Source organism: Vagococcus salmoninarum, from assembly GCF_003987495.1.
Lineage (GTDB): Bacteria > Bacillota > Bacilli > Lactobacillales > Vagococcaceae > Vagococcus_D > Vagococcus_D salmoninarum.
On sequence record NZ_NGJU01000035.1, the window covers coordinates 1 to 13089 of the forward strand.

10 protein-coding genes and 1 other annotated feature are annotated in these 13089 nt (G+C 38.7%); of the genes, 3 read left to right on the forward strand and 7 right to left on the reverse strand.

Going from position 1 to position 13089, the window contains the following annotated elements; translation table 11 throughout:
- Positions 1–127: 127 nt before the first annotated feature.
- Positions 128–748: a lysophospholipid acyltransferase family protein gene (locus tag CBF35_RS14610; protein WP_126782523.1), complete on the reverse strand. Its 621-nt coding sequence runs from the start codon at positions 746–748 to the stop codon at positions 128–130.
- Between the two features lie 128 nt (positions 749–876).
- Between CBF35_RS14610 and CBF35_RS14615 the strand changes: the two genes are divergently transcribed.
- Positions 877–1620 (forward strand): tRNA1(Val) (adenine(37)-N6)-methyltransferase, encoded by a 744-nt coding sequence (locus CBF35_RS14615; RefSeq protein WP_126782525.1) that lies wholly within the window; start codon positions 877–879, stop codon positions 1618–1620.
- Positions 1610–1873 carry a GIY-YIG nuclease family protein gene (locus CBF35_RS14620; RefSeq protein ID WP_126782527.1) on the forward strand — a complete coding sequence of 88 codons (264 nt, stop codon included), beginning with the start codon at positions 1610–1612 and terminating at the stop codon, positions 1871–1873. The genes CBF35_RS14615 and CBF35_RS14620 overlap by 11 nt, the downstream gene beginning before the upstream one ends.
- A 41-nt stretch (positions 1874–1914) precedes the next feature.
- On the opposite strand, the gene CBF35_RS14625 is transcribed toward CBF35_RS14620, so the two are convergent.
- The 6 genes from CBF35_RS14625 to hisS form a co-directional block, all read right to left on the reverse strand.
- A complete protein-coding gene (locus CBF35_RS14625) occupies positions 1915–2793 on the reverse strand; it encodes a YitT family protein (RefSeq protein ID WP_126782529.1) in 879 nt (292 codons plus the stop codon).
- Between the two features lie 223 nt (positions 2794–3016).
- Positions 3017–4453 carry a glycoside hydrolase family 1 protein gene (locus CBF35_RS14630; protein ID WP_126782532.1) on the reverse strand — a complete coding sequence of 479 codons (1437 nt, stop codon included), beginning with the start codon at positions 4451–4453 and terminating at the stop codon, positions 3017–3019.
- 26 nt (positions 4454–4479) lie between these two features.
- Positions 4480–6387, reverse strand: coding sequence for a beta-glucoside-specific PTS transporter subunit IIABC (locus CBF35_RS14635; RefSeq protein ID WP_126782534.1), 1908 nt, complete (start codon positions 6385–6387; stop codon positions 4480–4482).
- 148 nt (positions 6388–6535) lie between these two features.
- On the reverse strand, positions 6536–7381 hold the full coding sequence (locus CBF35_RS14640) for a PRD domain-containing protein (protein ID WP_126782536.1): 846 nt from the start codon (positions 7379–7381) through the stop codon (positions 6536–6538).
- Positions 7382–7649: 268 nt separating this feature from the next.
- Positions 7650–9419, reverse strand: a complete 1770-nt coding sequence (gene aspS / locus CBF35_RS14645) for an aspartate--tRNA ligase (RefSeq protein WP_126782539.1) — start codon at positions 9417–9419, stop codon at positions 7650–7652.
- A 36-nt stretch (positions 9420–9455) separates the two neighbouring features.
- Positions 9456–10751 (reverse strand): histidine--tRNA ligase, encoded by a 1296-nt coding sequence (gene hisS, locus CBF35_RS14650; protein ID WP_126782541.1) that lies wholly within the window; start codon positions 10749–10751, stop codon positions 9456–9458.
- 540 nt (positions 10752–11291) lie between these two features.
- Positions 11292–11499 (reverse strand) — a binding site (T-box leader).
- Between the two features lie 158 nt (positions 11500–11657).
- Between hisS and CBF35_RS14655 the strand changes: the two genes are divergently transcribed.
- Positions 11658–12950 carry an N-acetylmuramoyl-L-alanine amidase family protein gene (locus tag CBF35_RS14655; RefSeq protein WP_126782544.1) on the forward strand — a complete coding sequence of 431 codons (1293 nt, stop codon included), beginning with the start codon at positions 11658–11660 and terminating at the stop codon, positions 12948–12950.
- Positions 12951–13089: the final 139 nt, after the last annotated feature.

Sequence of the window (13089 nt, forward strand, 5' to 3'; positions counted from 1 at the left end):
TTTAAACACCGCATTCTAATCAGTTTTAAAGTGACACAAAAAAGCAACTTCACCATTTCTGATGAAGCTGCCTAAGTAACTATTTATTCGACTAAATTTTAGCCATCCACACAATTTGACGTAGAGCCTATTTTTCTATTTTGTAAAGAAACTCAGGATTAATTTCTTGATCAAGTTGTTTGAAGCCAGCCGTCATCCGACGTTCAACTTCATTAATACCTTCTTGATTCATTTTAGTTATATCGCTAATGTCGATAGGCGCCCCATATCTAACAGTAACTTTTTGGCGTTTAAACAAGCCACCTAAAGTTAAAGGCCCTTGATAAACAGCTGGAACAATTGAAACTTTTGCCATTTTTGCAATTAAAGCGGCCCCACCTTTTAACTCTTCTGAGTGTCGGGTGCCACTTGGAAACATGATTAAACTCAAATCAGTATTTTTCAAACTTTTAACTGGGGTCTTAATCACACTTGGTCCCGGGTTATCCCGTTTAACTGGGAACGCATGGGCGTGGACTAAAATGTAACGTAAAATTGGATTTTTAAACAATTCCTCTTTAGCCATAAAACTAAATTCTTTAGGAGCGGCTCCTAAGGCAAAGTAAATCGGGTCCCACCACGTCCGATGGGGGCCAACTAAAATATAGTTGCTATCTTTTGGTAAGATCTCTGTTTGTTGGTAATCCGCCTTGCCGTTGACTAAAAAGACAACAACCCGGGCAACTTGTCTGATAAATCGAAAGAACATTTGCTTCTCCTCACTTTTCTTTATTCCCTCATAGTATGCCGAAAAAAGGCGCTCCTTGCAAGTTTTTTATTCTCAGCCCCTCCTTCGTGTTATAATGTAACTCGATTACATACAAAGGAGTCACTGAGATGTCAGACTTATTATTACCTAACGAACGGATTGATCAGCTCTACGCTGACGACATACAAATTATTCAAAGTAGCGAGGTTTTTTCTTTTTCTTTAGACGCAGTCCTTTTAGCTAACTTTGCTAGCTTACCGAAAAAAGGACAAATCATTGATTTATGTGCTGGCAACGGCGCAGTTGGCTTGTTTATTAGCCGCAACACCCAGGCCTCTATTACTGGTATCGAGCTACAAGAGCGTCTAGCTGATATGGGACGGCGGAGTATCCAACTGAATGATCTAGGCTCACAAATGAATCTCCTGACCTTAGACTTGAAGCTAGTGACTTCTGCCATTAAGAAAGACTCGATTGATTTGATTGTTTGCAACCCACCTTACTTTAAAGAGTTGCCCACGAACCACACTAATCCTAATCCCTACTTAGCCATTGCCCGTCACGAAATTCACGCGACTTTAGCTGATGTGATTCAGCAATCTGCTGGTTTATTGAAAAGTAATGGTAAATTAGCTTTAGTTCATCGACCAGAACGTTTAGTCGATATTTTAGAAACGATGAAACATTACAAAATCATTCCTAAACGAATTCAATTTGTCTATCCTAAAGAGGGCAAAGAAGCAAATACCGTCTTAGTTGAAGGCATTCATAAAGGCAAACCCGATGGCTTAAAAATCTTGCCACCTCTGTACGTCTATGATGACCAAGGGGAATACTTACCAACAGTTAGGGGGATGCTTTATGGAAACTAAAGAACATTTCTTTTACGTCTTACTTTGTGCCGATGAGACCTTTTACGGCGGTTATACGACTGAACCAACACGGCGACTCCAAGAACATAATGATGGCACTGGTGCTAAGTACACTCGAGTCCGTAGCCGCCGTCCCATGGAAATGATCTACACCGAAGCTTTCCCAACTAAAAGTGAAGCCATGCGAGCTGAGTATGCCTTTAAACAATTAGCCCGTCATGAGAAAGAACGATTTTTGAGTAAATATATGTAAAAAAGCTCTAGCAATTCCTAAAAGGATTGCTAGAGCTTTTTTCACATTCCCGGGTCATAAAAGTTCCCTAAAATCTTAATGTTATCAGCAATGCTAACGAAAGCCGCTGGATCAGATTCTAACATTGCTTTTTCTAAGGAGTTCATTTCAAAGCGGGTGATGACTGTTAATAAAACGGTCTTTTGACGGTGATCAAAGGCACCTTCTGCCGTATCGTTAATAATTGTAATTCCTCGACGGAGACGTTTTTGGACAGCTTCAATCACCGCATCTGGATGGGCAGTAATAATCGTGACTTGCATTTTTTGTTGCTTCGTATAAACCGAATCAGTGACTTTCCCACTTACAAAAATTGATAAGACACTGTAGAAAGCATACGGCCATCCAAAGAGATAACCAGCCGTAAAAGCGATTAAACCATTCAGAACAATCGTAATCGAACCAACGCTGCGGCCAGTCATCTTGCGAATGGTGATGCCGATAATGTCTAGGCCCCCAGAAGAAATTCCATTCTTTAAGGCAAAGCCAACCCCAAAACCATTAATCGCTCCACCAAAAATCGCACAAATGATTGGATCGCTCGATAAAGGCGTCACTGGCATTAATTGAATACTAATCGAAGCTAAAGTAACAGTAATAATTGTGAAAATCGTAAACTTTTTACTGATTTTTTTCCAGGCTAAGAAAAACAATGGCACATTCAAACAATAATAAACTACGGAAACATAAGCTTCTCGACCGGTGGCATTTTCAATTAACGTTGTGATGATTTGGGATAACCCTGTTACCCCACTGGCATAAATATTTCCTGGCCGCCAAAAGACATTTAAAGCCACCGAAGCCAACATTGCATATAATAACGCTACTGTTGCTTTAGTTGTATACTCATTATTAGTAAATCGTTCCTGAAGTTCTTTCATTGTCAGTCATTCGCCCCTTGGGTAACTTGATACTTTCATTATAGGCTGATTGGAAGGTTTAATAAAGAACAACCGCTCTTTCCCATGGGACTTTAGCTTTTTTGTAAGATTTGCCGACTTTTTTCGGTAATTTAGTGACTTTCTTAATAAATAATCAAGAATTTTACTTTTTACCAGGGTACAAACAAAAAAAGACAGCTGATGACTCAGCTATCTCTGTTTGCTATTTGTTTAAACTTTGACCATTGCTTGCAATTAATTCTTTGTACCAATCAAATGATTTCTTTTTGTAACGATTCAGTGTTCCCTTACCTGCATCATCTAAATCAACATAAATAAATCCGTAACGTTTTGACATTTCACCTGTTGAGGCACTGACTAAGTCAATACATCCCCAAGGGGTATAAGCGAATAAATCGACACCATCAAGATTGATGGCTTTTTCCATTTCAATAATGTGTTGACGTAAATAGTCAATCCGGTAATCATCATCAATCTTAAAGTTTTCATCTGGTGTATCAATGGCTCCTAAGCCATTTTCAGAAATATAAAGCGGTACCCCATAACGCTCATACAAGTCACCTAAGGCTACTCGTAAACCGATTGGGTCAATTTCCCAGCCCCATTCGCTAGCTTTCAAGAATGGGTTTTTCGTACCACCAAAGAAGTTACCTTTAGCACTAGTGTGTTCAGGATTAATCGATAAAGCTGAAGACATGTAGTAACTAAATGATAAATAATCAACAGTGTGAGCTTTAATGACTTCTAAATCTCCTGGTTGAACATCTAAGGTAATGCCATTTTGTTCAAAGAAACGTTTTGAATAACTTGGGTATTCCCCACGAACTTGGACATCATTACAGAAGTAGTTAAACATTCTATTACGGTCTTTCATGGCTACCACCGTTTCTGGATTACAATCATAGGCATACATCGTTGCGTAAATACTCATACAACCGACTTGTAGCTCTGGGTTTAACTCATGGGCAATTTTAGTTGCTAATGAACTCGCCACGAACTGGTTATGCAATGCTTGGTAGTTCGCTTCTGGTGTTTGGTTACGCATAGCAACCGTGAAGAATGACCCACCTGTCCCAGTATTAATTTCATTAAAAGTCATCCAATATTTTACTTTAGTATGGAAACGTTCTAAAATCACTCGTGAATATTTCTCGAATAAGCCGATTAATTCACGGTTTTTCCAGCCACCGTATTCTTTTACTAAGTTTAAAGGTGTTTCGTAATGAGACATCGTAATCGTTGGTTCAATTCCGTATTTTAATAACTCATCAATCACATTTTCGTAATAAGCTAGTCCTTCTTCATTCGGCTCAGCATCATTACCATTTGGGAAAATCCGTGCCCAAGAAATTGACATTCTGAAGGTCTTAAAGCCCATTTCAGCAAATAGTGCAATATCTTCTTTGTAACGGTTGTAAAAATCAATCCCTAAATGATTTGGGTACGTGTGAGTTTCTAAATCAATTTCTAAGTTATAGTTAGGATCGTAAAGTGTTGCAATCCGGTTTTTCCCACCAGGTGAGACATCAGCGATTGTTAAGCCTTTGCCACCTTCATTATATGCCCCTTCACATTGGTTAGCAGCAGTTGCGCCGCCCCAAAGGAAGTCTTTCGGAAAATTAAATTCTGGTTTTGTCATAAGTATTCTCCTCAGTTACTATATTTTTATAAAATGTGGATGATTTCTTCTTCTTTAAAGATAACTCCATCTGTTTGAGCAGCTGAAACATCAAAGTAATTCGCTGTATTCGTAACAATCACCATTGTGACCGTGTTTAAGCCTTTTTCTTTAATAAATTTATAATCAACTGTTCCTAAAAGTTCACCTTTTTCAACTTTTTGACCTTGTTTCAAGTCTAAGTTAAAGCCTTCGCCACCTAAACCAACAGTATCGATTCCGATGTGAATCAAAATTTCAACACCTTCATCACTAACTAAACCAATGGCATGTTTTGACGAAGGGAACATCATGATTGTTCCTGAAACTGGTGAGTAAACATTTTCATCTGACGCTTCAATGGCAATTCCTTTACCAACTAATTCGCTAGCAAATGTTTCATCTGGAACGTCTTTTAAATTAACTAATTGACCATTCATCGGTGAGAAAATCCGGTGTTTTCCCCCAGCAACCTTGGGTTCTGTTACAGCTGGACTAGGACTAACTGTTTCTGTTGCTACTTCTTCCACTTCATCTTTAAAACCTAAAACTAAAGTAAAGATAAAAGCTAAAATCCAACTCATTAATAATGACACGATAAACCAAATGACGTTCATGCCATCTTCAGCATTAATGTAAGCTGGGATTGATAAGAAACCTGGCATTCCGCCACCACCAAATGAGCGAATGTTCATGAAGACACCAAAAGCTCCAGCAATTCCGCCGGCTGCTAAAGCTGCGTAGAAAGGACGTTTCAATTTCAAGTTAACACCGTACATTGCTGGCTCAGTAATTCCGATTGCTGCTGAAATTCCTGATGAAATCGCAATTTGTTTCATGTTGCTGTTTTTAGAACGAATCGCTACGGCAAAGGCTGAACCTGATTGAGCGACGTTAGTAATTGAGCCAACTGGTCCAACTGTATTTTCGTAACCTTTTGTTGCTAAGTTGTTTAAACCAATTGGTAATAGTGAATAGTGCATACCTGTAATAATTAATAGTGGGAATGTGGCACCTAAAACTAAACCAGCTAAAGGACCAGCAGTTGCGAATAACCAAGCAACTCCGCCACCAACAAAGGCACCTAAGTATGTTCCAGCAGGGCCAATGACGATCATTGAGATTGGGAAGACAATTAATAAAGCAAACATTGGTGTGAACATTAAGTTCAGACTCTTCGGCATCCATTTTTTAACCCAATTGTTAACAAATTTCAATAATAGCACAGCGAAGATAATTGGGATAACAGAGCTTGTGTATGTTACTAATGGCACTGGTAACGCGCCGAACATTTTCCAAACAGTTGGTGCGGCTTCGCCACCTAATTTAGCGGCAAATGCGGCTTGAGCTGCTCCTTGGTAAGTTGGGTACATCATCGCCCCAGCTAAGACCATGGCTAAATATTTATTCGTTCTGAATTTCTCTGCTGCGGAAGCTGCTAAGAAGAACGGGAAGAAGTAAAGAACGGTATCTGCTAAACCATATAATAATAAGTACGTTGGGCTTTCAGCTGTTAAGAATCCCATAATTACTGATAGTGCTAAGAAACCTTTTAAAAGTCCAGTTCCGGCTAAAGCAGGAATAACTGGTGTAAAGATACCTGAAATCGCATCAAAGATAATTGAAAGCACACCTTCATTACTGTTTTTTGGTGCTTCGCCATTACCAGTTCCGACGATGTTTTCAACTTCTTCAAAAACATCACCGACTGTGTTACCAATAATTACTTGGAATTGGTCGCCTGAAAATTGTGCGCCCATAACCCCAGGAATTTTTTTGATGTCCTCTAAAACGATAATATTTTTGTCGTTTAAGTTAAAACGTAGACGAGTAACGCAGTGCCACGCGTGGCTAATGTTACTTTTGCCACCAATTTTTTCAACGACTTGTTGTGCTGTCTCTTTGTGAGTTGCCATGATTGTATTTCTCCTTTGTATGTGTATTTTTTTCTATAAAAAAATGAATAACAAAAATAAACAATGCTAGCTATTTCTAGCTAAGTTTATTTTCATTATTCAGTAATGCCTGATCGAGTCAGTAACAATCCAAACAGTGAATTGATATTTAGTTGTCTTCCGCTGTTAGCCGACGAACGTGAACTGTTAAGTAGAGCTTTTCATCTGAGGTTAACGTCCAACCTTCTTTTAAGTTCAAGTAGCCTTCAATTTTATCGGCCATCCGGTAAGCTTCTGGGTATTTCATTTGAAACATATCAATTAACTCTTGGTCAATTGTATTTTCCGAAAACATGTGGTCGTTCATCTTCCGTAAAATAAAGTAACGGAGGTGACTGATGAACTTACTATAATTAAAAGAGTCTTCATCTAAATCTAAATGAAATTGGTACTCAACTAATCTTACAATACTTTTAATTAACTTAGTCATCTTCAAGGTGTCTTTTAAACTACTGTATTCAGAGTTAGCATTGACGAAATGATTCGTAATAAAACTAATTTCTGAATGATCTAAGTTAACAGCAAACTCTTGATTAATCATGCCTAAGGCTTGGACTGCCACTGCGTATTCTTTCGGAAATAGTTTCCGCAGTTCCCACTGGTTTAAGGGAGCGTACTCCACCCCTTCTCGTTGCCGTTTAACAGCATAGGCGAGATGATCCGCTAAGATCAAGTAATGACTATTATCAAAAGTAATTCCTAATTCTTTTTCTGCGAACTGGCTGACTTTCGTTGTCATATCGACAATTTCTGAGTTCATATTCGTTAAAATATCTAAAGATTGATTTTCCGACTGATGACCTTCGGCTTTAAAGCTTCGGTCAATCTGTTCTTCACTCAGCAGAACACCTGCCTCATGTTGAAAGCCAATTCCTTTGCCTAGAACAATATAATCAATGCCACCTGCGTCTTGGGCGAAGGCCACATTATTATTTATTTTCTTAATAAATCTCAATTGGTCAGCTCCTTTAACACAAATATCCCATTTTGAGCTAACTTCCAGATAGGTTCGTTTTTATACAAAACGGCCTAAAAAAAATTGCTAGTCAAAATAGGTGATGCCTGATCGAGTCAGTAACAAACCTTTTATTCTCTACTTCAGTAAGTAGCATAGCATTTTTTTAAAACGCTGTCAATTAACTTTTTATAAATATCCTACTATTTGTATAATACTATCTTAATAATCAAAAAAAGCTGCCTAAAAACAGGCAGCTTTCGTAATTTTACTCATCTTCAATGGTGACATTTAAACTTAAATCAAAGAGTTGTGCTGGGGATACTTTCCCTGGCGCTTGGTTCATTGGGTCAATGGCTTTGTTATTTTTAGGGAAGGCAATCACTTCACGAATATTGTCTTTACCTGCTAATAACATTACTAAACGGTCTAAGCCTAAAGCTAAACCGCCATGTGGTGGGAATCCATAGTCTAAAGCATCTAATAAGAAACCAAATTGTTCATTAGCTGACTCAGGAGTGAAGCCTAGAACTTCAAACATCTTCTCTTGAATTTCACGTTTATGAATTCTCGTTGAACCGCCACCTAATTCATAACCATTTAAGACTACGTCATAAGCTTCAGCATAAACTTTTTCTGGTGCCGTATCTAAAAGTGGTAAGTCACTTTCTTTTGGCATTGTAAATGGATGGTGAGCCGAAGAGTAACGTTTCGCTTCTTCATCGTACTCAAGTAACGGCCAGTCAACAACCCATAAGAAGTTGTATTTCGACTCATCGATTAACTCTAATTCTTTACCTAAACGGCTACGTAAAGCCCCTAATGATGCTGCCACAACTTCTGATTTATCAGCTGAGAACATAATGATATCGCCAACTTCAGCTTTGACAGCGGCAATTAATTCTGCTTCGATTTCCGTTAAGAATTTAGCAATCGGCCCTTTCAGACCATCTTCTTCTACTTTTAACCAAGCTAAGCCTTTTGCGCCAAACTGGCTAATATAAGTGCCTAAGTTGTCCATGTCTTTCCGTGAATACTTGCTAGCTGCTCCTTTAGCAACGATGGCTTTGACATCCCCACCAGCAGCTAATGCCATTTGGAAGACTTTAAAGTCAACGTCTTTAACAACGTCTTTCAAGTCAATCAATTCCATCTCGAAACGAGTATCTGGCTTATCACTACCATAACGGGCCATGGCGTCATCGTAACTTAAACGTGGAAATGGTGTTGGAATCTCAACGCCTTTCGTTTCACGCATGACTTTCGTAAAGAGCTCTTCTGTGAAATCTTGAATCTCTTCTGGTGTTAAGAAGGTTGTTTCTAAGTCAATTTGGGTAAATTCTGGTTGACGGTCACCACGTAAATCTTCATCACGGAAACAACGAGCGATTTGGTAATAACGGTCAAAACCAGCTGCCATTAACAATTGTTTCGTAATTTGTGGTGATTGTGGCAAGGCGTAGAAATGACCACCGTGAATTCTTGAAGGAACTAAATAGTCACGAGCGCCTTCTGGTGTTGATTTATTTAAGTAAGGCGTTTCCACATCAATAAAGCCATGATCGTCTAAATACTCACGAATCGAGCGGGTCACAGCATGACGTAACTTCATGTTAGCCAACATTTCTGGACGACGTAAGTCTAAGTAACGGTATTTCAAACGTAACTCTTCATTACTAGGTGTCCCTTCTTCGATTCCAAAAGGCACTGTTTTTGAGGCATTTAAAATTGTAATGTCTGTTGCCATAATTTCAAACTCACCAGTTGCCATTTTTGGATTGATTGCTTCTGGGACCCGTTTAATAACTTCACCAGTAATTTCAATGACGTATTCAGTTCGACACGTATCAGCAATTTCCCAAGCTGTTTTTGAATACTCTGGATTGAAGACAACTTGCGCAAAGCCTTCTCTGTCACGTAAATCGATAAAAATAACCCCACCGTGGTCACGTCTTTTACGAACCCAACCTTTTAGTGTAATAACTTTGCCTAAATCTTCTGTTGCTACTTGACCACAATACTTTGTTCTAATTGCCATTTTGTCTCATCCCTTCATCTTTCACTCATGTTACTTTTATTTTTCGCTGTTCAGCTCATCATAAACTTCGCCAAAACGAGTATAAATATCTGTTAAGGCCACCGTTTTTTCTTTACCTGTGGCCATGTGTTTCATGTTAACATTCCCTGCCGCTAACTCAGTTTCTCCGATAGTTAAGACAAATGTGGCATTTAATTTATTCGCTGTTTTAAATTGAGCCTTAGCTTTACGATTCATAAAGTCTCGTTCTGCCGAAAAACCTGCTTGGCGAATCCCTTGAACTAGTTTCAAGACTTCGATACTCGTCTCCTCGCCTAAGCCAACAACATAAGCATCAATGGTATTCAGTATCGGTACTTCAATACCTTCAGCTTCAATCGTAATTAATGCTCGTTCCACCCCTAAGCCAAAGCCGAAGCCGGCTGTTTCAGGTCCACCTAGTTCAGAAACTAAACCGTCATAACGTCCACCGGCACAAATCGTCGTAATCGCACCACCAAAACCTGGGGCATCTGACATGATTTCAAAAATCGTGTGGTTGTAATAATCTAGGCCACGAACCATGCGGTGATCAATGACATAAGGAACGTCTAACCCGTCTAACATTGTTTTAACTTCTTGAAAGAAGTTCGCTGATTCTTCACTTAGATAATCTAAAATCGATGGAGCATTTTCAACAATCACTTGATCTTTCTTATCTTTACTATCTAAGACTCGTAAAGGATTATTGTGTAGGCGATTTTGAGAATCTTTACTTAATTCCGCCATCTGTGGCTCTAAATAATCGATTAAAGCTTGACGATAAGCCACACGGTCTTCTCTTGAACCTAAAGAGTTAATGACTAATTTAATGTGTTTAATGCCTAACTGTTCATAGAAGTCCATCGCCATCATCATTGTTTCCACATCAGTGGCTGGGTTGTTGCTACCAAAAACCTCAGCTCCAATTTGGTGGAATTGACGTAAGCGGCCTGCTTGCGGACGTTCATAACGGAACATTGGTCCCATGTAGTAAACTTTATATGGCTTTTGGAACTCTGGACCAAATAATTTATTTTCTACAAACGATCGGACAATCGGGGCAGTGCCTTCTGGACGTAAGGTCACATGGCGTTCCCCTTTATCATAAAAATCATACATTTCTTTCGAAACAATGTCTGTCGTATCGCCGACACTGCGGGAGATGACTTCATAATGTTCAAAGATTGGCGTGCGAATTTCATGAAATTGATAATCTTTAAATAGTAAACGAGCGGTTTCTTCTACAAACTGCCATTTTTCTGATTCTCCTGGTAAAATATCGGCGGTGCCTTTTGGTTTTTGGTAAGCCATTGATAATTCCCCTCTCTGTTAATGGTCTGCTATCTTGTGAGTCTTTGTTTATTATTTTATTAGGTATGGACATAACGTATTGCTACGCAATCCCTTGTACTCTGATTTCATCTATTTGTTTCCCTATAGTAAGGACACAACGCATTATCTGTCGTAGCCGACTGATAATCCCTTGTACTACTCGTTGTCCTAAACTTCTACGCATTAAAATGCTAGAGTTAAGGCTTGTTGATTTCATCTATTTTCTTTGAAAAGGACACAACGCATTGCTACGCAATCCCTTGTACTCTGATTTCATCTATTTGTTTCCCTATAGTAAGGACACAACGCATTATCTGTCGTAGCCGACTGATAATCCCTTGTACTACTCGTTGTCCTAAACTTCTACGCATTAAAATGCTAGAGTTAAGGCTTGTTGATTTCATCTATTTTCTTTAAAAAGGACACAACGCATTGCTACGCAATCCCTTGTACTCTGATTTCATCTATTTGTTGTACAAATAGTGAAACAGAGCAAAAAGTCCTTGTTTATGTAATATAAACAAGGACGAATGATTTCATACGTGGTACCACCTAGATTGAAAGATTGCTCTTTCCACTTTAACGATTAACGCTCGTAACGGAATAGCTTTGCACTATTCATCTCCAGAGTGTCTTTCACTGTTTGCTTTTTACGAATTGTTCTCAGCCACGACAATTCTCTCTTATCTAAAAAGTAAATAGTTACTCTCTCTTTCATCGATTCATATGTATTATATATAAATTACTAGAAACAAAGGGAAATGTCAAGGAAAGTCTGTTTAAAAGATTACCTTAAGCTTTTTACTCACTTAGGCTCAGAGCTATTTAATTCTAGTGTTTTTTGCTATAATGGGGAAAGAATTTTAAACAAGTGAGGATTACAAAATGAAAAATAGAACAATCACCCGGCAATGGAAAAAGTTGCTGTTAATTAATTTAGGAATCGTATTAGTCGTTTTTTTCGCCTTTTTAAGCCTTGGCAAACATGAAACAGTTTCAGTAACGGCCATGGCTATGAATGTCCGAACTGGTCCTGGGGTTGACAATGATATTTCTGCTCAAGTAAAACGGGGGGACGAACTCGTCGTCTTAAAAAAAGAAAATAAATGGTTGCAAGTCCGTTTGAAAAACCGCCAAAAAGGCTGGGTCGCTAGCTGGCTCATCGGCAAAGATGACACGAGTCCGGCAACTAATATTGCTGCTAAAGTTAATACCCAAGACACTAAACTGCGAGAAGAACCCAATACTGAAGGGGAAGAAATCACCACTTTAAAGAAAAATAAAAAAGTCATGGTAACGTCTGAACAAGGCGGTTGGTCGAAAGTGACTGTCGGTCAACAAGAAGGTTGGATTCATTCCTCCTTATTGACACTCGTTGATGAATCAAAGGAAAAACAACAAGATTCTAAGAACGACCAACTATTCGCCCGTCAAGATGACACGAAGATTCGCCAAGAACCTCGCATTGACGGAGAACAAATTGCAACGATCAATTATGGCGAAAGTGTCACCTTTAAAAAAAGCCAAGGTGACTGGTATCAAGTTGAAACAACTGATGGCATAACTGGCTATGTTGCTAACTGGGTCGTTAACTTTGAAGAATTAGACAAAGACAATCAAAAGAAAATTACCTCGATTGCTGAAGCAACCATTGTTTTAGATCCTGGTCATGGTGGCACTGATGTAGGTGCGATTAGTAACGATGGCACGATTTATGAAAAAGTCGTGACTCTCGCTACTGCCCACTACGTCCAAGAAGAGTTAGAAAAACTAGGGGCTAACGTGATTTTAACCCGTGACGACGATTCCTTTGTTGAATTGTCAGATATTGCTTTACGAAGTAATCGTGAGAAAGCGGACGCCTTTATTAGTTTCCATTACGATTCAACAGAAATAAGTAACCAGGCCTCAGGATTTACGACTTATTATTACAACAAAGACCATTTAGACTTAGCCACTGTTGTTAATAACCATTTAGAAAAAGAATTACCTTTACCAAACCGAGGTGTCGACGTTGGTGATTATCTTATTTTAAGAGACAATCAACGCCCTGCTCTGTTACTAGAATTAGGCTTCATGAATAACGACTCTGATGCTCACACCTTTAAAACAAAAAAATTTCAACGCTCTGTTGCTAAAGCTGTTAAAAACGCCTTAGTCGAATATTTCGAAGATTAGAAAGTAAAAAGGGCTCTACGTCAAATTGTGTGGATGGCTAAAATTTAGTCGAATAAATAGTTACTTAGGCAGCTTCATCAGAAATGGTGAAGTTGCTTTTTTGTGTCACTTTAAAACTGATTAGAATGCGGTGTTTAAA

Bases quoted from the DNA above. Each gene is read 5' to 3' on its own strand.
- CBF35_RS14630 (WP_126782532.1), bottom strand. From the start codon at position 4,453: ATGACAAAACCAGAATTTAATTTTCCGAAAGACTTCCTTTGGGGCGGC.
- CBF35_RS14610 (WP_126782523.1), bottom strand. From the start codon at position 748: ATGTTCTTTCGATTTATCAGACAAGTTGCCCGGGTTGTTGTCTTTTTA.
- aspS (WP_126782539.1), bottom strand. From the start codon at position 9,419: ATGGCAATTAGAACAAAGTATTGTGGTCAAGTAGCAACAGAAGATTTA.
- CBF35_RS14615 (WP_126782525.1), top strand. From the start codon at position 877: ATGTCAGACTTATTATTACCTAACGAACGGATTGATCAGCTCTACGCT.
- CBF35_RS14625 (WP_126782529.1), bottom strand. From the start codon at position 2,793: ATGAAAGAACTTCAGGAACGATTTACTAATAATGAGTATACAACTAAA.
- CBF35_RS14635 (WP_126782534.1), bottom strand. From the start codon at position 6,387: ATGGCAACTCACAAAGAGACAGCACAACAAGTCGTTGAAAAAATTGGT.
- CBF35_RS14620 (WP_126782527.1), top strand. From the start codon at position 1,610: ATGGAAACTAAAGAACATTTCTTTTACGTCTTACTTTGTGCCGATGAG.
- hisS (WP_126782541.1), bottom strand. From the start codon at position 10,751: ATGGCTTACCAAAAACCAAAAGGCACCGCCGATATTTTACCAGGAGAA.
- CBF35_RS14655 (WP_126782544.1), top strand. From the start codon at position 11,658: ATGAAAAATAGAACAATCACCCGGCAATGGAAAAAGTTGCTGTTAATT.